This window comes from Pseudoduganella sp. HUAS MS19, assembly GCF_053615455.1.
This window is the reverse complement of sequence record NZ_CM132133.1, coordinates 6,063,905-6,083,154: the sequence shown is the minus strand read 5'-3', so window position 1 is coordinate 6,083,154 and position 19,250 is coordinate 6,063,905. Positions and strand designations below refer to the sequence as shown.

Sequence of the window (19,250 nt, the reverse complement as noted above, 5' to 3'; positions counted from 1 at the left end):
AGACCAGCCATGCATCGTGACCAATCCGCCTCCGCCTGGACCGCCATTTGCGATGTCGACCAGATCGTGCCGAACACCGGCGTCTGCGCCCTGCTGCAGGGACAGCAGGTTGCCGTGTTCCATCTGAACGACGGCAGCGAGCCGCGCGTGTTCGCAATCGGCAACTATGATCCGAACTCTGATGCTTCCGTCCTGTCGCGCGGCCTGGTCGGCAACCTGGGCGAACGCCTGGTGGTCGCCTCGCCGATCTACAAGCACCACTTCGACCTGCAAACCGGCGAATGCCTGGAAGTGCCGGAACACTCCGTGCCTACCTGGCCGGCCCGCATCGAAGGCGGAAAGGTCTGGGTCGGGGCATGAAGCCCGCCCTGGTCGTTGTCGGCAACGGCATGGCCGGCATGCGCACCGTCGAGGAGCTGCTCAAGCTTGTGCCGGACATGTACGACATTACCGTCTTCGGCGCCGAGCCGCACGGCAATTACAACCGCATCCTGCTGTCGCCGGTGCTGGCGGGCGAGAAGACGGTCGACGACATCATGCTGAACACGCGCGAGTGGTACGAACAGAACCGCATCACCCTGCACGCCGGCGACCCTGTGGAATACATCGACCGCAAGCGCCGCCTGGTGCGCGCCCGCTCCGGCCTGGAGGTGCGCTACGACCGCCTGCTGCTGGCCACCGGTTCGCGCCCCTTCATCATTCCCGTGCCCGGCCACGAACTGCCGGGCGTACTGGCTTTCCGCGACATCCAGGACGTGGAATCGATGCTGGAAGCGGCAGGCAACCACCGCCACGCCGTGGTGATCGGCGGCGGCCTGCTCGGCCTGGAGGCCGCCAACGGCCTGCAGCGACAGGGGATGCAGGTCACCGTCGTACACGTGACCGACGCGCTGATGAACCAGCAACTGGACAAGCCCGCGGCGCAGCTGCTGCAAAAGGCGCTGGAAGCCAAAGGCCTGGCCTTTCGCATGGAAGCACAGACCAGCGAGATCGTCGGCAGCGGCCGCGTGACCGCCGTACGCTTTGCCGACGGCAGCGAAATCCCGGCCGACCTGGTGGTGATGACCGCCGGCGTGCGTCCGAACATCGAACTGGCCAAGCGCAGCGGCCTCCATTGCGAGCGCGCCATTGTGGTGGACGACACCCTGCAAAGCTTCGACCCGCGCATCTACGCTGTGGGCGAGTGCGTGCAGCACCGCCGCGCCACATTCGGACTGGTGGCGCCGATCTGGGAGCAGGCGCGTGTCTGCGCCGCCCACCTGGCAGGAAACGGACATCGCCGCTACGTGCAGCAAGTTACGCCGACCCGCCTCAAGGTGACCGGCGTCGACCTGTATTCGGTTGGCGATTTCATTGGCGGCGAAGGCAGCGAAGACCTGGTGCTGCGCGATCCGCGCCGTGGCGTTTACAAGCGCCTGGTCCTGGACGGCGGCCGCATCACCGGAGCCGTGCTGTATGGCGACGTGCAGGACGGCCCCTGGTACTTCGAACTGATCCAGAACCGCACCGACATTTCGTCGATGCGAAACCATCTCTTGTTTGGGCAGGCGCTTTGCGCGCAGGCTGCGTGAATTCATGATTAAGACGACGTGCGCCTATTGCGGTGTGGGTTGCGGTGTCACGGCGACGCCGCGTACGGATGGCGGATTCGATATTGCCGGCGACGCCGCGCACCCCGCCAACCAGGGGCGCTTGTGCGTCAAAGGTTCCGCGCTGGGGGAGACAATCGGCCTGGAAGGCCGCCTGCTGTATCCGATGATGCGCGAACGCCGCGGCGACGGATCGCTGCAGCGCGTGGCATGGGGCGAAGCACTGGACCACGTTGCCGGAAAATGGCGCGCCGTCATCGACGAACACGGACCCGATGCAGTGGCCTTCTACGTTTCCGGGCAATTGTTGACTGAGGACTATTACGTCGCCAACAAGCTGGTGAAGGGCTATATCGGCAGCGCCAATATAGACACCAACTCGCGCCTGTGCATGTCGTCGGCAGTGGCCGGCCACAAGCGCGCCTTCGGCGAAGACGTGGTGCCGGTGAACTACGACGACATCGACCATGCCGACATGGTGGTGCTGGTGGGCTCCAACCTGGCCTGGTGCCACCCCATCCTGTTCCAGCGCCTGACGCGTGCGAAGGAAGCGCGTCCCGGCATGAAGATCGTGGTGGTCGACCCGCGCCGTACTGCCACCTGCGAGCTGGCCGACCTGCACCTGCCAATCAAACCCGGCACCGATGTCTGGCTGTTCAACGGCCTGCTCAGCTACCTGTCCCGCATCGGTGCCGTCGACCCTGGCTTTGTCGCCGCCCATACCAGCGGCCTCGAAGATGCCTTGGCGGTGGCCACGCTGGCGCCGGAAGAAGTGGCGCGTGCCTGCCGCCTGAACCTGCATGACCTGATGGAATTCTACGAATCCTTCGCCGCCACCGCGAAAGTGATTACCGGTTTCTCGATGGGCGTCAACCAGTCCAGCGCCGGTACCGACAAGGTCAACAGCATCATCAATTGCCACCTGATCGGCGGTCGCATCGGCAAGCAGGGCATGGGCCCGTTCTCCATCACCGGGCAGCCGAACGCGATGGGCGGTCGCGAGGTGGGCGGCCTGGCCAATATGCTGGCCGCCCACATGGACCTGGATAATGCCGCGCACCGCGACGCAGTGCAGACGTTCTGGGAATCGCCGCGCATCGCCTCGCGTCCCGGCCTGAAGGCAGTTGACCTGTTCCAAGCCATCGAGGCCGGCAAAGTGAAGGCCGTGTGGGTGATCGCCACCAATCCCGTAGTCAGCCTGCCGAATGCCGACCAGGTGCGCCGCGCCCTCGAGCGCTGTGAACTGGTGGTCGTATCCGACGTGGTGCGCGACACCGACACCAATGCCTACGCCGATGTCCTGCTGCCCGCGCTGGCATGGGGAGAGAAGGATGGCACCGTTACCAACTCCGAGCGTCGCATCTCGCGCCAGCGCGCCTTCCTGCCCGCGCCGGGTGAGGCGAGGGCGGACTGGCTGATCCTGTCGCAGTTCGCGCTGCGCATGGGCTACGACGGTTTCGGCTATGGCAGTGCCGCTGAGATCTTCACCGAGCACGCCCGCCTCTCAGCCTGGCGTAACAGCCCGGGCGACCTGTCGCGCGCCTTCGACATCGGCGCCCTCGCCACGCTGGGCGAATCGGCCTACGACGCACTCCAGCCGACGCAATGGCCCGCGCCGGCCGGGCCTGCGCCTGCCGTACGGCCCGGCGACGCCTTGGCGGCTCCGGCACGCCCATTTGCCGATGGCCGCTTCTCGCACGCCGACCGACGCGCGCGTTTCGTCGCCACCGTGCCGCGCCCCCCCGCCAACCTGCCCGACGGCGAATATCCGATCACCCTGAACACCGGCCGCGTGCGCGACCACTGGCATACGATGACCCGCACCGGCCGCGCACCAAAGCTGGCCGATCATATCCCCGAATCCTTCATCGACCTGCACCCGCAGGACGCCCTGCTGTGCGGCGTGAAGGAAGGCGAACTGGCGCGAGTCACCAGCCAATGGGGCAGCATGATCGCTCGCGTCCAGCACGGCGGCGGCATAGCGCGCGGCAGCGCCTTCGTGCCGATCCACTGGAACAACCAGACCGCCTCCGACGCCCGTGTCGGCGCCGTAGTCAATCCGGTCGTCGATCCGGTCTCCGGCGAGCCCGAATTCAAGCACACGCCGGTGTTCATCGACCGCTTCCCGGTCAAATGGCACGGCTTCATCCTGAGCCGCGATGCGCTGGAACTCGACGCACTGGCATATTGGACCAAGGTGCAAGGCAAAGACTTCCAGCGCTACGAGCTGGCCGGGCGCAATGCCATCGAGGACTTTGGCGCCTGGGCGCGCCAGCTGCTTGGCATCCAGGACGAAGATGCCGACTGGCTCGAATACGCCGACCGCAGTTCCGGCGTCTTCCGCGCCGTGCACCTGGTGGACGACCGTATCGCACAATGCATCTTCATCTCGGCAAGGCCGGACCTGCCAGCCCGCCAATGGCTGGCCAGCCTGTTCGATAAACCGCAGCTGGAAATGGCCGACCGCGCAGCGCTGCTGGCCGGCCGCCCGATCGCCGCCGGCGCGGACGCCGGACCAACGGTCTGCTCCTGCTTCGGCGTCGGCCGCAACACCATCTGCGAGGCTATCCGCGAGCAGAACCTGACTACGCCGGCCCAGGTCACGGCCTGCGTCAAAGCCGGCGGCAATTGCGGCTCCTGCGTGCCTGAACTGAAGAAACTGCTGAGTGAGATCCGGGTGGAGGAAACCGCGTAAAAACTGCCTGTGGTAGAGTTGTCATGGGAGCGAATCATGGCGATCCGTGACAACTTTACCTACACGGACATGGATGAGTGGCTCAACGATAAACGAGTCACGGAGATTGAATGTCTGGTGCCGGACCTGACCGGCGTAGCGCGCGGCAAGATACTGCCGAGGGCTAAATTCACCGAAGTGCGGGGCATGCGCATCCCGGAAGCGGTGCTCGGCATGACGGTGACCGGCAATTCGCCGCAAGACGATGCCGCCTACGACCGCGCCATCTCGCCCACCGATCGCGACATGGTGCTGAAGGCCGATCCCACCACCATCACCATGGTGCCCTGGGCCACCGACCCCACCGCCCAAGTCATCCACGATTGCTACTTCGCCGACGGACGCCTGGTCGACTTCGCCCCGCGTTCAGTGCTCCGCCGCGTACTCAAGCTATATGAAGACAAGGGCTGGTGCCCCATCGTCGCGCCTGAACTCGAGTTCTACCTGACCGACAAGAATTCCGATCCAGACCTGCCGCTGAGAGCCCCCATCGGCCGCAGCGGCCGCGCCGAAACCAGCCGCCAGGTCTACAGCATCGATGCCGTCAACGAATTCGACCCGCTGTTTGAAGACATCTACGACTACTGCGACATGATGGGCCTTGACGTCGACACGCTGATCCACGAGATTGGCGCAGGGCAAATGGAGATCAATTTCCTGCACGGCGAACCACTGGGCCTTGCCGACAATGTGTTCTACTTCAAGCGCACCTTGCGCGAAGCGGCTATCAAGCACCACATGTATGCCACCTTCATGGCCAAGCCGATGGCTGGCGAGCCGGGATCGGCCATGCATGTGCACCAGAGTGTGCTCGATTGTCGCACGCGTAAGAATATCTTCAGCGACGCCGATGGCGCACCGTCACAACTGTTCAAGTTCTACATCGGCGGCTTGCAGCGCTACATGCCCGCCGCGCTGGCAATCGCCGCGCCCTATGTGAACTCTTACCGCCGCCTGGTACGGCACACTGCCGCGCCGATCAACATCCAGTGGGGAACGGACAATCGCACCGTAGGCTTCCGTATTCCCGAGTCCGGCGTGCAGGACCGGCGAATAGAGAACCGCATCATTGGTGCCGACGCGAATCCTTATCTCGCGCTCGCCGTCACGCTGGCTTGCGGCTACCTCGGCATGAATGAGCAGGTCGAGCCTACCGCGCCAACTACGGGTAGCGCCTACGAGCTGAAATACGAATTGCCGCAGGGCCTGCCTGAAGCGTTGCGCGCGCTTCGGGCAGAAGAGAAGCTGCATCAGGTGCTGGGCGAACGCTTCATTGATGTCTACGCCGCTGTGAAAGATCTGGAGCACCAGGAATTCATGCGCGTAATCAGCCCTTGGGAGCGCGAGCATCTCCTTCTTCACGTATAGGCCAGCCATGAACTTCAACTTTTTTGCCTCCGAAATTTCCTCCAAGCCAGTAGATGGCATCTGGACAGTCGGTTTTGCCGATTCATCGCAGGAGAACTACCTTCTTATCCAACGCGATGTGGATAATGTGGCTGGACAGCATGGCCTGAACGTCCATTACATTGAATTTGAGGACCAGTCGAGGTCCTGTTACGGTGGCATTGAACGAGTTCAGATACTGCGCGACGCGGTGCGATTCCGCCTGTCCTCCACGGGCGCGCAGCGAATCGGCATGGCGGAGATTGTCGTCTCGTTCACACTGAGCAAACCCGCGTTGGCATCGATGTCCGAGGCGTTGGCTCACATCGTTGAGCATGGACGAGTAGAAGTGGTTTAGGGTACTGATGTCGGCGGCCCAGGTTCGCGGTTTGGAGAACGATAGCCAACGCCATGGTATATTGCCTTTTTCAAAGCTGCGTGTATCGCGTCATCGACATGGAATTTCAGTTCTGGCGACTACTGCACGATGGTGGAATCGATGCCATACGTGGGGAAGTCCCGGGCGATATTTCGGTCGAAATCTCCATTCAATACCTGCGCCAACAGTTTCCCGGCGACGGGAGGGGCTTCAAAATCGAACTGACCAAGTGCAGCGAACTTACGTACTGCGAATATGACTCAGCGCCGGTTGCGGGATTTCGTGAGATCGTCGCGCTGGCGCCCGAGATCGTAAGTGTTGAAGAGTATGCGAGCCGCGTGGTTGTGAACTGCGTAATGGGCTCTCTTTCCATTGCATATGAAGGCGCGTCAGTCTACCTGGACACGGGTGAAGAGGTATCGTTTGACGACCTTTCCACCGCCAGCCGATCATATTGGAGTGCGTGGCTAGCGGGAGCGCAGGCCGGGCTATCTGAAAACGCATAATGTGAAAAGGCATGAATGGGAACCGATACTGCTCAAGTGGAACTTATAGCGAATGCTCTTTGCGAGATCCGATTGCTGCTGAGCTCCTACCTGGGTAGCAAAAACGATGCGCCACTTGATGTTCGCGTTGCAGCTCATTTAGCTTATGCCTTGCACAATGAGGCATCCACCTTAAGCGTAGGGGGAAGCTTTGACGTGACCACAGCGCTAGCGCGAAAGCGATCTGGAATCGAAAGAGATGGTCACCAGTAAGTACGACGAGGAATTCGAACTCACAAGGTATGTTGGGAAGCACTACCAGCATCTGTTCTCCCCGAATGAACAGTTCGCCGCGAAAGCCGTGCTGGCAGAAGACAAGGCCAACAGTTCCTCGCGCTTGGCAATGGCCAAACTGCTTAGGGAACGGTAGGGGGCGAAAGTGCGCCTGAGATTATGGCTGCGCTGAGTGAAGGCCCCGACGTTCTCCAACGCTGCAGGGTTTGGAGGGAGTGGCAGCAATCGGTTCAGCTCTAACTGTAATAAGAAGAAAGATCTACATGTTTCAACGTGTTCTCTCATTAGTAATTTGTGTTGGCTTTGCCACCGCTTCACTGACTGCATCAGGTCAGGACCATACAAGCTATCCTGTCGAAATAGCCGACTTCGCGCACTGGGAAAAGTTTCCTGCGGAATGTGCCGGTTATCGCCGCAGCACCGTCAGGTCCTACGCACCAGCGCTTGCCAACTACTCTGTTACATACCAGAGTTTCGGCAGCACGCTGCAAAATGCTGTCACCCTGTTCTTCTATCCACGCACGAAGGATTCTTCCGCTCAGCTACAGGCAGAGGAATCCCAGATTTTGAACGCGTATAAAGATGCACACATTGTCAATCGCCGTTCAATCAATCTGGAATCCAATGGGAAAAAGCACGATGCAACGCTAATCACGTTTGAGTTCACCGGCTCCATGGCTGAAGGTCGCAGTAAGCTCAGCTCTCAGTTGCTGATCGCTTTCCTGGAAACGAGAACGTTCAAGGTGCGCAGCACAACCCTTGCAGAAACTGGCACAGAGGCGGAGGCTGCAGTTCAGGAACTCCTTCAATGCGTTGCGTGGGCAACGTGAGGTGAGTCGGAACTGGCTAGCCGGCGAAAGTGGAACGCTAAATGCCACCCATGCAGATATATTTGATGGTGAGGTAATCGTCGATGCCATGCGTCGAGCCTTCGCGCCCGAGGCCCGATTGCTTGACGCCACCGAACGGCGCGACCTCGGTCGAGATCAGCCCCGTGTTCACGCCCACCATTCCGCTCTCCAGTCCTTCCGCCACACGCCAGATGCGGCCGATATCGCGGGAGTAGAAATAGGCCGCCAGGCCGAACTCCGTATCGTTGGCCAGCGCCACGGCTTGCTCGTCGGTTTTGAAGCGGAACAGCGGCGCCAAAGGGCCAAAGGTTTCTTCACGCGCCACCAGCATGTCGGCGCCGACGTCCGCCAGCACGGTGGGCTGGAAGAAGCTGTGGCCCAGTTCGTGCCGCTTACCGCCTAACAGCAGGCGCGCGCCCTTGCCGAGCGCATCGGCGATATGCTCTTCCACTTTTGCGACAGCCTTCTCTTCGATCAGCGGGCCTTGCGTCACGCCTTCGTCGGCGCCGTTGCCGACTTTGAGCTTGCGTACTGCTTCGACCAGCTTCGATGCGAACGAATCGTACACGGCGTCCTGCACATAGATGCGGTTCGCGCACACGCAAGTCTGGCCAGCATTGCGGTATTTGGAGGCGATAGCGCCTTCCACCGCTGCGTCCAGGTCCGCGTCGTCGAACACGATGAACGGTGCATTGCCACCCAGTTCCAGCGACAGCTTCTTGATCGTTGGCGCGCATTGTTCCATCAGCAGGCGACCGACCGCAGTCGATCCGGTAAAACTCAGTTTGCGTACAATGGGGTTGGAGGTCATCTCGCCGCCAATTTCGCGCGAGGAACCCGTGATCACGCTGAACACTCCTGCGGGTACGCCTGCGCGTTCCGCCAGCACTGCCAGGGCCAATGCGGAGAAGGGCGTGAGTTCCGCCGGCTTGACCACCATCGGACAGCCGGCTGCCAGCGCCGGCCCGGCTTTACGCGTAATCATCGCGGCAGGGAAGTTCCATGGCGTGATCGCTGCGCTGACGCCAATCGGCTCACGCGTTACAACCACGCGCTTGTCCGGCCATGGGGAGGCAAGGGTTTCACCGGCAACGCGCTTGGCCTCTTCGCCAAACCATTCAATGAAGGATGCGGCATAGGCGATTTCGCCTTTGGATTCGGCCAGCGGCTTGCCTTGCTCCGCCGTCATCAGCGCGGCCAGGTCGTCGGCATTGGCGAGGATCAGGTCATTCCATTTACGCAGGATGGCAGCGCGCGTTTTGGCCGGTGTCCTGCGCCATTCTGGCCACGCCGCATTGGCAGCCTCGATGGCGCGGCGCGTTTCGGCCGCACCCATCTTCGGCACGCTGCCGAGCGTTTCGCCGGTAGCGGGATTGGTGACGCTGATGGTTGCGCCCCCGTCGGCATCGCACCATTGGCCAGCGATAAAACACTGTTGGCGCAGAAGGCTGGGATCTTTCAGGGTCAGCATGATTCACCTCCAAAGCAAAAATCCAGTATACCGGGTATCACACTATACGGTTGCCACATTCCAAAATTGGGAATAAGATCAAACTGCACACTGATAGTTACCGAAAAACTAAACATGCGCCGCCCCATCGTACTGGTCCCCGCCTGCAGTCAGAATAAAGGCTCCCATCCCAGCTACGCCGCTCATAACAAATATGTTGATGCGGTGGCTGTGGGAGCGCGCTGCCAGCCGTTGTTGGTCCCTCCACTGGGCGACAATAGCGATATTGAAAGCCTGCTCGGCATCGCCAATGGCCTTATGCTGACCGGTGCGGCCTCCAATCTGCAGGCCAGCCTGTACGGGCAGGAAACGCTCGATCCATCGCTGCCGGAAGATCCCGCGCGCGATGCGACGACCTTGCCCTTGATCCGTGCCGCACTGGTGCGTGGTATCCCGATACTGGCCATTTGCCGCGGATTCCAGGAAGTGAATGTGGCGCTGGGCGGCACGCTGCACCAGGCCGTACACACCGTGCCAGGCTACTTCGATCATCGGGAAGACAAGGCCCAGCCGCTGGAGCAGCAGTACGCGGCGGCCCACCGCATCAGGCTTGAAAAGGGCGGCTTGCTGGCGCATATCCTCGATGGCGCTAGCGAAATACAAGTGAACTCGCTTCATGGGCAGGGCATCGATCGCCTGGCGCCGGGCCTGCATGTCGAGGCGCGTTCCGACGATGGCCTGATCGAGGCATATTCCGTCACGGGTTCTTCGGCTTTTGCGCTGGCGGTGCAGTGGCACCCGGAGTGGCGCGTCGAAGAAAACCGCGACTCCATGCGCATGTTCAGCGCATTCGGCCTTGCATGCCGCGTGCATAGGGATCGCATTCCTTAGGTGGCTTTCCTTCAGTAGTGCTGTTTTCTAAACTACCTGAGAGGAAGCTATGGCAATCCGCGAAAATTTCAGTTATACCGACATGGACGAGTGGCTCAATGAAAAGCGAGTCACCGAAATCGAGTGCCTGGTGCCTGACCTGACCGGCGTCGCACGCGGGAAAATTCTCCCGCGCGGCAAGTTCACTCAGGAGCGCGGCATGCGCATTCCTGAAGCTGTGCTGGGCATGACCGTCACCGGCAATTATCCGACCGAGGATGATGCCTATGATCGCGCCATTTCCAGCACCGACCGCGACATGATCCTGAAGGCCGACCCTACCACCATCACCATGGTGCCGTGGGCAGCCGATCCGACGGCGCAAGTGATCCACGACTGCTATTTCAGCGATGGCCGGCTGGTCGATTTCGCCCCGCGCTCAGTGCTGCGCCGCGTTTTGAAGCTGTTCGAGGATAAGGGCTGGAAGCCCGTCGTTGCACCGGAGTTGGAGTTCTACCTCACGGACAAGAATTCCGATCCCGACCTGCCGTTGAAGGCGCCCATTGGCCGCAGCGGCCGCGCCGAGACCAGCCGGCAGGTGTACAGCATCGACGCCGTGAACGAGTTCGATCCGCTGTTCGAAGACATCTACGATTACTGCGACATGATGGGTCTTGATGTCGACACGCTGATCCATGAGATCGGCGCCGGCCAGATGGAGATCAACTTCCTTCACGGCGAGCCGCTTGGCCTGGCCGACAAGGTGTTCTTCTTCAAGCGCACCCTGCGCGAAGCGGCACTGAAGCACCACATGTACGCCACCTTCATGGCCAAGCCGATGGCGGGAGAGCCCGGATCGGCGATGCATATCCACCAGAGCGTGGTCGATGCGCGCAGCGGCTGGAACATCTTCAGCAACCAGGATGGTTCGCCGTCGCAACTGTTCAAGGCCTACATCGGCGGCCTGCAGCGCTATATGCCGAGCGCATTGGCGATCGTGGCGCCCTATGTGAATTCGTACCGCCGCCTGGTGCGCCACACGGCCGCGCCGATCAACATCCAGTGGGGCATGGATAACCGCACCGTCGGCTTCCGCGTGCCGGAATCGGGCGTGCAGGACCGGCGCGTGGAAAACCGTATCATCGGCGCCGACGCCAATCCTTACCTGGCGCTTGCCGTGACGCTGGCTTGCGGTTACCTCGGCATGACGGAGATGCTCGAACCGACTGCACCAACCACCGGCAGCGCCTACGAAATGAAGTACGAGCTGCCGCAAGGCTTGCCGGAAGCGCTGAAGATACTGCGCGGAGAAGACAAGCTGCGCTTCGTGCTGGGCGAGCGCTTCATCGATGTTTATGCCGCCATCAAGGACCTGGAGCACCAGGAGTTCATGACCGTCATCAGCCCGTGGGAGCGCGAGCACCTGCTGCTGCATGTATGAGGAGGCGATCATGGACGATACCAAAACCATCCAGGCGCGCGATCACGCGCATTACCTGCACCCCTTCACCGACCACAAGGCGCTCGGTGAACGTGGCGTGCGTGTGATGGTGCGTGGCGAAGGCATCTACTTGTGGGATTCGGAAGGCAAGAAGATATTGGACGGCATGTCCGGCTTGTGGTGTGTGAACGTCGGCTACGGGCGGCATAGTATTTCGAAAGCGGTGTTCGACCAGATGGAGACGCTGCCTTTCTATAACAGTTTCTTCAACACGACCAATGTGCCCGCTGTGACGCTGGCCGCCAAGCTGGCCGAAATTGCGCCTGCGGGCTTCAGGCATGTGTTCTTCACCGGCTCCGGTTCGGAGGCGAACGACACCAATGTGCGCATGGTACGCCGCTACTGGGACTTGAAGGGCCAGCCGCACCGGCACACCATCATCAGCCGCTTCAACGCATATCACGGCAGCACCATGGCGGGAGCGTCATTGGGCGGCATGGAAGGCATGCATGCGCAGGGCGGCTTGCCGATTCCCGGCATCGCGCACATCCGCCAGCCGAACTACCTCGAATCCGGGCGCGGCATGTCGGAGGATGAATTCGGCATCGAAGCTGCGTCGTGGCTTGAGCGGAAAATCCTGGATGTCGGCCCGGAGAAAGTCGCGGCCTTTATCGGCGAGCCAATCCAGGGTGCGGGTGGCGTGGTCATCCCGCCGCGCACTTACTGGCCGGAGATCCAGCGCATCTGCGACAAATACGGCATTCTCCTGATAGCGGATGAAGTCATCACCGGATTTGGCCGCACCGGCCGCATGTTCGCCTGCGAATACTTCGACTTCAGGCCGGACCTGATCACGTTCGCCAAGGGTGTCACCTCGGGCTATATTCCGCTTGGCGGCGTGCTGGTTGGAGAGCGCGTGGCGGAGGTGCTGATCGGGCAGGGCGGCGAATTCACGCACGGCTTCACGTACTCCGGCCATCCCGTCGCCTGTGCGGCGGCACTGGAGACGATTCGCATCATCGAGGATGAAAAGCTGGTTCAGCGCGTGGCGGAGGACACAGGCCCTTACCTGGCGCAACGCTTCGCCACGCTGGGCGACCATCCGCTGGTCGGCTATGCCAATAGCTGCGGTTTCGTGGCTGGCCTTAATCTTGTGCGGCGCAAGGGCCCGGCCATCCATGGCCACGAATACTTCGATCCAAAACTCGAAGTCGGCATGGTGTGCCGCGGCTATATGTTCAACAACGGCATGATCATGCGCGCTGTGGGCGACCGCATGATCATTGCTCCGCCGCTGGTGATGGCGCGCGACCAGATAGACGAGATGGTGGCCCTGATCCGGAGCTGCCTTGACGATACACATGTGGACTTGCAGCAGAGAGGATGGATGTAAGCCATGACAAAAGAAGCGATCAATTGGCACGAACGTGCAAAGATGCTGACACTCGACGGGCGCGCGTTCGTCAACGGCGAACGCACCTGGGCACGCGCTGAGCGCAAGTTCGACAACCTCTCTCCCATCGATGGCCGTTACCTGTCGCAGACAGCGCGCTGCGACGCGGCTGACGTCGACCAGGCGGTTGCCGTGGCTCGCCGCGCCTTTGAAAGCGGACGTTGGGCGGGGCAGGCGCCGGCACAGCGCAAGCGTGTGCTGGTCAGGCTCGCAGACTTGATGATGCAGAACAAGGACGAACTCGCGCTGCTGGAAACCCTCGACATGGGCAAGCCGATCAAGTACAGCCAGGTGGTCGACGTCTCGCTCGCTGCCAATTGCATCCGCTGGTACGGCGAGGCAATCGACAAGGTGTACGGCGAGATCGCGCCAACCCCGGGCAATTCCCTGGCCCTGATCACGCGCGAACCGGTCGGCGTGGTGGCAGCCATCGTGCCGTGGAACTACCCGCTGCTGATGGCGGCATGGAAGATCGCGCCCGCGCTGGCGGCCGGCAACAGTGTGGTGCTCAAGCCATCCGAGAAGTCGCCGCTGTCGGCGCTGCGGTTGGCGGAGCTGGCAGTGGAGGCAGGCATTCCGCCGGGCGTGTTCAACGTGCTGCCCGGTTACGGCAACGAGGCGGGAGCCGCGCTGGCCATGCACATGGATGTCGATTGCATCGGCTTCACCGGTTCCACCCGCACCGGCAAGCAGATAATCCAGATGGCAGGCCAGTCGAACCTGAAGCGGGCGTGGACGGAGCTGGGCGGCAAGTCCGCCAATATCGTCTGCGCCGATTGTCCCGATCTCGACGCCGCCGTCGCCGCGGCGGTTGGCTCGATCTATTTCAACCAGGGCGAAAGCTGCAACGCGCCCTCACGCCTGTTCGTGGAGGAGTCCATCAAGGACAAATTCCTCGAAAAGGCGCTCGCGATGGTGCCTTCGTATGCGCCGGGCGACCCGCTCGACGAAAAGACCGTCATGGGTGCGATTGTCGATTCGATCCAGATGAAGACCGTAATGGGCTATATCGAAGCGGGCCGCGACGAGGGCGCGAAACTGCTCGCCGGCGGCAATGCAGTGCGCAAGGAAACTGGTGGCTTCTACGTGGAGCCGACCTTGTTCGACGGCGTGCAGAACACGATGAAGATCGCAAGGGAGGAAATTTTCGGGCCGGTGCTGTCGGTGCTGTCGTTCAGGGATCTCGACGAAGCCGTGAAGCAGGCGAACGATACGCCGTATGGTTTGCACGCAGCGGTATGGACGTCGGACATCTCGAAGGCGATCCGCACTTCGCGTGCGCTGAGGGCAGGCACAGTGCACGTCAACCAGTACGATGGCGACGATATCACGGTGCCCTTCGGCGGCTACAAACAGTCAGGCAATGGACGCGACAAATCGCTGCACGCCTTCGACAAGTACACCGAACTGAAAACGACCTGGATCCAGATCTAGGCGCCGCAGCACTTCTTGAATTTCTTGCCGCTGCCGCAAGGGCAGGGATCGTTGCGGCCGGCCTTGGCCACTTTCGGCTGGGGCGAGTGGAAGAATTCGTTGATCCGGATGACGGCCTGCGGCACCTTGGCGGCGTTCAGCGGCGCCTGGAAAGGCAGCAGTAATGCGGGCTGCTGCGCGCGCAGCGGCGCCCAGGCATCGGCTGCGATGGCGACGCCGGCCATGAAGCCGTCGCACCACGCCTCCGCCGTCCAGCTGCCGCCGCATTCATAGATCGGCTCAAAGCTGCCCGGGTCCTTCTGCATCCATAAACGCATGTAATTGTAATGGCGCACGGCCAGCGCGGCAGCTTCCTCGCTGCCGGCCGCGCCGCCCCAGGCTTCGGTCAGCCATGCCTCCTGCGCCACCTCGGCCGGACCGACCACCAGCGCCGTCAGGAAACCTTCCAGCTTGGCGACGTCCATGCTCTGCGGGCCCATTGCCGCCAGCAGGTCATCGAGCCGGTCGTACTCGTCGTCGTCAAGCGGTGTGCTCATCGCTTCAGAAGCAGTGTTCAATTGCCGGGAAGGTGCCGCCTTTGACGGCGTCGATATACGCCGACACTGCAGCCTGAATCGACACCTGGCCTTCCATGAAGTTCTTCACGAAGCGCGCCTTGCGGCCTGGGAACACGCCCAGCATGTCATGCATGACCAGCACCTGGCCCGAGCAATCAGGACCGGCACCAATGCCGATGGTCGGCATCGACAGCATGTCGGTGACTTCCTTGCCCAGCGCGGTAGGAATCGCCTCCAGCACCACCATGGCTGCACCGGCAGCCTGCAGCTTGAGTGCATCCTGCTTGAGCAGCTCGGCGCTCTCGATGGTCTTGCCCTGCACCTTGTAGCCGCCCAGCGTGTGCACGGACTGCGGGGTCAGGCCCAGGTGCGCGCAGACAGGGATCGAGCGCTCCACCAGGAAGCGCACGGTTTCAGCAACCCAGGCGCCGCCTTCAATCTTCACCATGTGCGCGCCGGCCTGGATCAGTTGCACTGCATTGTTGAATGCTGCTTCGGGCGTGGCGTAGGAGCCGAAAGGCATGTCGGCCAGGATCAGGGCATTCTTCGCGCCGCGTGCTACCGCGGCAGTGTGATAGGCGATTTCCTGCACGGTTACCGGCAGGGTGGACTGGTGGCCGTTGCACACCATGCCCAGCGAATCGCCGATCAGCAGGACTTCCACGCCGCAGCCGTCCATGAGGGAGGCGAAGCTGGCGTCGTAGCAGGTCAGCATGGTGATCTTCTCGCCGGCTGCCTTCAGGGCGTTAATCGAAGGGATGGTGACCGCCTTGGTAGGGACGGCACGCGCAGGCGCCGGGTAAGGGTTTTGCAGGTTGCCAGACATGGTATGTCCTTAAATTCGTAAAACGCTATTCTAACTGCGGAAAATGAAGTGCACAGGGGGGGGCGGGGCTGAGACTTAGAGAGGTCCTTCAAACCGGTAAACCGGGGTCTGATCCGCAGGGTCAGACCCCGTCAGCTCAGCCGCCGCGGGGGAGACCCTAAGGCCGTCGGAGGTCTGACCCTGGTTTACCGGTTTTAAAGGCGGACGATACCTTGCTCAGAAACGGAAGGCGCGAAATCGGCGGCAGGTCCCAGCCCCGGCAGCACAACATCCGGCGCCAGCTCGAGCAAAGGCATCAGAACAAACGCCCGCTGATGCATGCGCGGGTGCGGCACAGTCAGCGTGGCAGTGGAGATCCGCTCATCACCGTACAGCAACAGGTCGAGGTCCAGCGTGCGCGGGGCGTTGAAATAAGGCCGTTCGCGGCCATGGGCTTGCTCGATGTCGAACAGCCCCATAAGCAAAGCCTGTGCGGCCAAGTCGGTGCCCAGTCGCACAACGGCATTGATGTAGTCGTCGCCCGAAGAATCGATCGGCGCGGTGCGATACAGCGAAGACACCGCCTCCAGCGAAACGCCCGGCAGCTTGCGCAGGCGCTCGACGGCATCCAGCACATTGGCGCGCGCGTCGCCGAGATTGGCGCCGATGCCGACGAAGGCGGTAACCGGCATCAAGCTTCGCCGGCCGGCGCGTTGCCGGCACCGCCGCTGCGGCGGCCACGGCGCGGACGGCGGCGGCGCTTGCGCGCCGGCGCCTCGCCCTCAGGGCGCGGATTCAGGAACTCATCGTCATCCGACTCGTCGCCTTCGTCGGCGTCAGTTGGTGCGTCGGCCGGAGCGTCGTCGAGCGAGGCGGCGCGGCTGCGGCGTGCAGCAGGTTTCTTCTTCTTGCCGCCGCCGGACGACGCGGCCGACACCAGTTCGGCGCGGATAGTCTCGTCGCCTTCGTAGAAGGCAGTCCACCAGTCGCCCAGCTCGCGCTCGATCTCGCCGGAAGCACAGCGCAGCAGCAGGAAGTCATAGCCGGCGCGGAAGCGCAGGTGTTCCAGCAGCTTGTATGGGTTCTTGCCATTGCGGCGCTCGAAGCGCGGCTGCATGGCCCAGATATCGCGCATGTCGGAACCGATCTTGCGCTGGATCGCCAGCTTCTCGGTCTGCGACTCCAGCACTTCATCGGCCGCCAGGTGCAGCGCAGGAATCGGGAATTCGCCAGCCGCCTGGTAGGCCTGCCACTTCTCCAGCACCTGGTGCCACAGCAGGGAGGCGAACAGGAAGCCCGGCGACACGGTCTTGCCGGCCATCACGCGCTTGTCGGTGGAATCCAGCGCCAGCGTCACGAACTTGGTGCCCATTGGCTGTTCCAGCACCACGTCCAGCATCGGCAGCAGGCCATGGTGCAAGCCTTCCTTGCGCAGCTGCTGCAGGCATGCCAGGGCCTGGCCGGAAGTCAGCAGCTTGAGCATTTCGTCGAACACGCGCGCCGCGGGCACGTTGTCGATCAGGGGCGCCATCACGCCGATCGGCTCGGCGGTGGAGCGTTCGATGGAGAATTTCAGCTTGGCGGCAAAGCGCACCACGCGCAGCATGCGCACCGGGTCTTCGCGATAGCGCGCTTCCGGCTGGCCGATGATGCGCAGCGTTTTGGCGCGGATATCCTCGATGCCGCCGTGGTAGTCCAGCACCTCCTGCGTGGCAGGGTTGTAGTACATGGCGTTGATGGTGAAGTCGCGGCGCTCCGCGTCTTCCGCCTGCGAACCGAAGGTGTTATCGCGCAGCACGCGGCCATGCTCGTCCTTCGGCGCATTGTCGGTGGCGGTGCCGCGGAAGGTGGTCACCTCCAGCAGGTCCTGGCCGAACATCACGTGCACGATCTGGAAGCGGCGGCCGATGATGAAGGCGCGGCGGAACAGGCGCTTGACCTGTTCCGGCGTGGCGTTGGTGGCGACGTCAAAGTCCTTTGGTTTAACGCCCAGCAGCAGATCGCGCACGGCGCCGCCGACTACGAAGGCTTCAAAGCCGGCTTCCTGCAGCGTGCTGGTAACGCGGATCGCATTGTTCGACACCATGCGCGGGTCGATGCCATGGTCCTTGGCGCCCAGCACGAGCGGTTCGTTGCGGGGTCTCGCGTTCTTGACGCCCAGGATCTTGCGGATGAATTTCTTAATCATTGAACAGGTGAATTAGTGGCCAGCCTTGCGCGGTCGCGTGCTCGGACAGCTTGGCGTTCGGGTTGGTCGCAATCGGATGGCTGACGATCGACAGCAGCGGCAGGTCGTTGTGGGAATCGCTGTAGAAATGGACGCTTTCGAAGCTGTCCAGCGTATGTCCCATTTTCTCAAGCCATGCCTTGGTGTGCACGATCTTGCCTTCGCCCTGGGTGGGAGTGCCGAGCAGCTTGCCGGTGATGCGGCCGGCGGCATCGCGCTCCGGCATCGCGGCAATCACATGCTCGACGCCGAAAGCCTGTGCAATCGGCGCCACCACGAAGTGATTGGTCGCCGTCACGATCGCTACCAGGTCGCCCGCGTCGAGGTGCTGCTGCAGCAGCTTGCGGGCAGGCGGCAGGATGTTCGGCATCACCACTTCGGTCATGTACTGCTGCTGCAGTGCGGCCAGTTGCTCAGGCTCGAAGGCCGCCAGGGTTCCGAGCGAAAATTCCAGGTATTCCACCGGGTCCAGTGTGCCCGCCTGGTACTGGGCGAAGAATTCCTCGTTGCGGCGCTTGAATTCGATAGCGTCGACAGCGCCTATACGGCACAGGAACTGGCCCCACTCGAAATCGGAATCGATCGGCAGCAGGGTGTGGTCAAGGTCGAACAGGGCGAGTTTCATCATTCTTTCGCTTCCTCCTGCAGCCATTCGCGCAGCAGGGGCAGGGTGATCGGGCGTTTGGTTTCCAGGGAATACTGGTCGAGCGAGTCGAGCATCGAGGACAGCGATACCATGTCGCGCTGGAAGTGCGACAGCAGGTAAGGTAGCACACCGGGCGAGAGGGTCAAACCGCGCGCTTCCGCCATCTGCGTCAGTGTTGCAAGCTTTTCCTCGTCGGTCAGGCCGTGGATCTGGTACACCAGGCCCCAGCCCATGCGCGTGCGCAGGTCCTCGCGCACCGGCAGCACGGCCGGGGCGACCGAGCCCGCGCTCACCATGAAGGCATTGTTGGCGCGGATCTCGTTGAACAGGGCAAAGGCATCGATCTGGGCCACCGGCGACAGCTTTTCGCAGTCGTCCAGCAGGTACAGGTCCACGTCCGGCGAATACAGGAACTCGGTTTCAATCGAAAACGGCGAAATATAGCGGGCGCGTTCGCTCGAGGCGAGCGCCTTCAGCAGGTGCGACTTGCCTGCGCCAATTTCCCCCCACAGGTAGGCGAAATGCTCGCGGGAGCTGCGTTCGGCGAACTGGCGCATCAGCGCCGCCACCTCGGCATTGCGGCCCACCTCGAAGGACTCGAGGGTGCACACCGGCTCCGCACCCAGGTCAAGCACCAGTTGTTTCATTG

The 19,250-nt window shown here is 62.1% G+C and carries 19 protein-coding genes; 12 read left to right on the top strand and 7 right to left on the bottom strand.

Going from position 1 to position 19,250, the window contains the following annotated elements; translation table 11 throughout:
* Positions 1-9: 9 nt before the first annotated feature.
* The 8 genes from nirD (at position 10) to ACWBU6_RS27860 (ending at position 7,697) form a co-directional block, all read left to right on the top strand.
* A complete protein-coding gene (gene nirD, locus ACWBU6_RS27895; RefSeq protein WP_452646574.1) occupies positions 10-360 on the top strand; it encodes a nitrite reductase small subunit NirD in 351 nt (116 codons plus the stop codon).
* Positions 357-1,571: an NAD(P)/FAD-dependent oxidoreductase gene (locus tag ACWBU6_RS27890; RefSeq protein WP_452646573.1), complete on the top strand. Its 1,215-nt coding sequence runs from the start codon at positions 357-359 to the stop codon at positions 1,569-1,571. Before nirD ends, ACWBU6_RS27890 begins: the two co-directional genes overlap by 4 nt.
* Before the next feature lie 4 nt (positions 1,572-1,575).
* Positions 1,576-4,284 carry a molybdopterin-dependent oxidoreductase gene (locus ACWBU6_RS27885; RefSeq protein ID WP_452646572.1) on the top strand — a complete coding sequence of 903 codons (2,709 nt, stop codon included), beginning with the start codon at positions 1,576-1,578 and terminating at the stop codon, positions 4,282-4,284.
* A gap of 36 nt (positions 4,285-4,320) precedes the next feature.
* Positions 4,321-5,691 carry a glutamine synthetase family protein gene (locus tag ACWBU6_RS27880; RefSeq protein ID WP_452646571.1) on the top strand — a complete coding sequence of 457 codons (1,371 nt, stop codon included), beginning with the start codon at positions 4,321-4,323 and terminating at the stop codon, positions 5,689-5,691.
* Positions 5,692-5,698: 7 nt separating this feature from the next.
* Positions 5,699-6,067, top strand: coding sequence for an Imm10 family immunity protein (locus tag ACWBU6_RS27875; protein ID WP_452646570.1), 369 nt, complete (start codon positions 5,699-5,701; stop codon positions 6,065-6,067).
* Positions 6,068-6,147: 80 nt separating this feature from the next.
* A complete protein-coding gene (locus ACWBU6_RS27870) occupies positions 6,148-6,594 on the top strand; it encodes a hypothetical protein (RefSeq protein WP_452646569.1) in 447 nt (148 codons plus the stop codon).
* Between the two features lie 238 nt (positions 6,595-6,832).
* On the top strand, positions 6,833-7,003 hold the full coding sequence (locus ACWBU6_RS27865; protein ID WP_452646568.1) for a hypothetical protein: 171 nt from the start codon (positions 6,833-6,835) through the stop codon (positions 7,001-7,003).
* A 127-nt stretch (positions 7,004-7,130) separates the two neighbouring features.
* The gene (locus tag ACWBU6_RS27860; protein WP_452646567.1) at positions 7,131-7,697 is read left to right on the top strand and encodes a hypothetical protein; all 567 of its coding nucleotides are present in this window, start codon (positions 7,131-7,133) and stop codon (positions 7,695-7,697) included.
* A 37-nt stretch (positions 7,698-7,734) separates the two neighbouring features.
* Here the strand turns inward: ACWBU6_RS27860 and gabD are convergent, their stop codons facing one another.
* Positions 7,735-9,189: an NADP-dependent succinate-semialdehyde dehydrogenase gene (gene gabD / locus ACWBU6_RS27855; RefSeq protein ID WP_452646566.1), complete on the bottom strand. Its 1,455-nt coding sequence runs from the start codon at positions 9,187-9,189 to the stop codon at positions 7,735-7,737.
* A 114-nt stretch (positions 9,190-9,303) separates the two neighbouring features.
* On the opposite strand from gabD, the gene ACWBU6_RS27850 reads away from it, so the two are divergent.
* Genes ACWBU6_RS27850 through ACWBU6_RS27835 form a run of 4 tightly spaced genes read left to right on the top strand, consistent with a single transcriptional unit; the run spans position 9,304 to position 14,366 of the window.
* Positions 9,304-10,059, top strand: coding sequence for a gamma-glutamyl-gamma-aminobutyrate hydrolase family protein (locus ACWBU6_RS27850; RefSeq protein WP_452646565.1), 756 nt, complete (start codon positions 9,304-9,306; stop codon positions 10,057-10,059).
* 49 nt (positions 10,060-10,108) lie between these two features.
* Positions 10,109-11,479: a glutamine synthetase family protein gene (locus ACWBU6_RS27845; protein WP_452646564.1), complete on the top strand. Its 1,371-nt coding sequence runs from the start codon at positions 10,109-10,111 to the stop codon at positions 11,477-11,479.
* Positions 11,480-11,489: 10 nt separating this feature from the next.
* Positions 11,490-12,872: an aspartate aminotransferase family protein gene (locus ACWBU6_RS27840; protein WP_452646563.1), complete on the top strand. Its 1,383-nt coding sequence runs from the start codon at positions 11,490-11,492 to the stop codon at positions 12,870-12,872.
* Between the two features lie 3 nt (positions 12,873-12,875).
* Positions 12,876-14,366: an aldehyde dehydrogenase gene (locus ACWBU6_RS27835; RefSeq protein ID WP_452646562.1), complete on the top strand. Its 1,491-nt coding sequence runs from the start codon at positions 12,876-12,878 to the stop codon at positions 14,364-14,366.
* Here the strand turns inward: ACWBU6_RS27835 and ACWBU6_RS27830 are convergent.
* The 6 genes from ACWBU6_RS27830 to hda all read right to left on the bottom strand — a co-directional run bounded on the left by ACWBU6_RS27830 (position 14,363) and on the right by hda (position 19,248).
* Complete coding sequence (locus tag ACWBU6_RS27830) at positions 14,363-14,902, bottom strand: UPF0149 family protein (protein ID WP_452646561.1); 540 nt, start codon at positions 14,900-14,902, stop codon at positions 14,363-14,365. The genes ACWBU6_RS27835 and ACWBU6_RS27830 overlap by 4 nt on opposite strands.
* Before the next feature lie 4 nt (positions 14,903-14,906).
* Positions 14,907-15,749: a 3-methyl-2-oxobutanoate hydroxymethyltransferase gene (gene panB / locus ACWBU6_RS27825; RefSeq protein WP_452646560.1), complete on the bottom strand. Its 843-nt coding sequence runs from the start codon at positions 15,747-15,749 to the stop codon at positions 14,907-14,909.
* Positions 15,750-15,943: 194 nt separating this feature from the next.
* Positions 15,944-16,420: a 2-amino-4-hydroxy-6-hydroxymethyldihydropteridine diphosphokinase gene (gene folK, locus ACWBU6_RS27820; protein WP_452646559.1), complete on the bottom strand. Its 477-nt coding sequence runs from the start codon at positions 16,418-16,420 to the stop codon at positions 15,944-15,946.
* Positions 16,420-17,916: a polynucleotide adenylyltransferase PcnB gene (pcnB, locus tag ACWBU6_RS27815; protein WP_452646558.1), complete on the bottom strand. Its 1,497-nt coding sequence runs from the start codon at positions 17,914-17,916 to the stop codon at positions 16,420-16,422. Before pcnB ends, folK begins: the two co-directional genes overlap by 1 nt.
* Complete coding sequence (locus tag ACWBU6_RS27810) at positions 17,909-18,580, bottom strand: histidinol-phosphatase (protein ID WP_452649626.1); 672 nt, start codon at positions 18,578-18,580, stop codon at positions 17,909-17,911. Before ACWBU6_RS27810 ends, pcnB begins: the two co-directional genes overlap by 8 nt.
* Positions 18,580-19,248 carry a DnaA regulatory inactivator Hda gene (hda, locus tag ACWBU6_RS27805; RefSeq protein WP_452646557.1) on the bottom strand — a complete coding sequence of 223 codons (669 nt, stop codon included), beginning with the start codon at positions 19,246-19,248 and terminating at the stop codon, positions 18,580-18,582. Before hda ends, ACWBU6_RS27810 begins: the two co-directional genes overlap by 1 nt.
* Positions 19,249-19,250 lie beyond the last annotated feature (2 nt).

Excerpts from the sequence above, each read along its gene's own strand:
- nirD (WP_452646574.1), top strand. The coding sequence starts at position 10 with ATGCATCGTGACCAATCCGCCTCCGCCTGGACCGCCATTTGCGATGTC.
- ACWBU6_RS27890 (WP_452646573.1), top strand. The coding sequence starts at position 357 with ATGAAGCCCGCCCTGGTCGTTGTCGGCAACGGCATGGCCGGCATGCGC.
- ACWBU6_RS27885 (WP_452646572.1), top strand. The coding sequence starts at position 1,576 with ATGATTAAGACGACGTGCGCCTATTGCGGTGTGGGTTGCGGTGTCACG.
- ACWBU6_RS27880 (WP_452646571.1), top strand. The coding sequence starts at position 4,321 with ATGGCGATCCGTGACAACTTTACCTACACGGACATGGATGAGTGGCTC.
- ACWBU6_RS27875 (WP_452646570.1), top strand. The coding sequence starts at position 5,699 with ATGAACTTCAACTTTTTTGCCTCCGAAATTTCCTCCAAGCCAGTAGAT.
- ACWBU6_RS27865 (WP_452646568.1), top strand. The coding sequence starts at position 6,833 with ATGGTCACCAGTAAGTACGACGAGGAATTCGAACTCACAAGGTATGTT.
- ACWBU6_RS27860 (WP_452646567.1), top strand. The coding sequence starts at position 7,131 with ATGTTTCAACGTGTTCTCTCATTAGTAATTTGTGTTGGCTTTGCCACC.
- gabD (WP_452646566.1), bottom strand. The coding sequence starts at position 9,189 with ATGCTGACCCTGAAAGATCCCAGCCTTCTGCGCCAACAGTGTTTTATC.
- ACWBU6_RS27850 (WP_452646565.1), top strand. The coding sequence starts at position 9,304 with ATGCGCCGCCCCATCGTACTGGTCCCCGCCTGCAGTCAGAATAAAGGC.
- ACWBU6_RS27845 (WP_452646564.1), top strand. The coding sequence starts at position 10,109 with ATGGCAATCCGCGAAAATTTCAGTTATACCGACATGGACGAGTGGCTC.
- ACWBU6_RS27840 (WP_452646563.1), top strand. The coding sequence starts at position 11,490 with ATGGACGATACCAAAACCATCCAGGCGCGCGATCACGCGCATTACCTG.
- ACWBU6_RS27835 (WP_452646562.1), top strand. The coding sequence starts at position 12,876 with ATGACAAAAGAAGCGATCAATTGGCACGAACGTGCAAAGATGCTGACA.
- ACWBU6_RS27830 (WP_452646561.1), bottom strand. The coding sequence starts at position 14,902 with ATGAGCACACCGCTTGACGACGACGAGTACGACCGGCTCGATGACCTG.
- panB (WP_452646560.1), bottom strand. The coding sequence starts at position 15,749 with ATGTCTGGCAACCTGCAAAACCCTTACCCGGCGCCTGCGCGTGCCGTC.
- folK (WP_452646559.1), bottom strand. The coding sequence starts at position 16,420 with ATGCCGGTTACCGCCTTCGTCGGCATCGGCGCCAATCTCGGCGACGCG.
- pcnB (WP_452646558.1), bottom strand. The coding sequence starts at position 17,916 with ATGATTAAGAAATTCATCCGCAAGATCCTGGGCGTCAAGAACGCGAGA.
- ACWBU6_RS27810 (WP_452649626.1), bottom strand. The coding sequence starts at position 18,580 with ATGAAACTCGCCCTGTTCGACCTTGACCACACCCTGCTGCCGATCGAT.
- hda (WP_452646557.1), bottom strand. The coding sequence starts at position 19,248 with ATGAAACAACTGGTGCTTGACCTGGGTGCGGAGCCGGTGTGCACCCTC.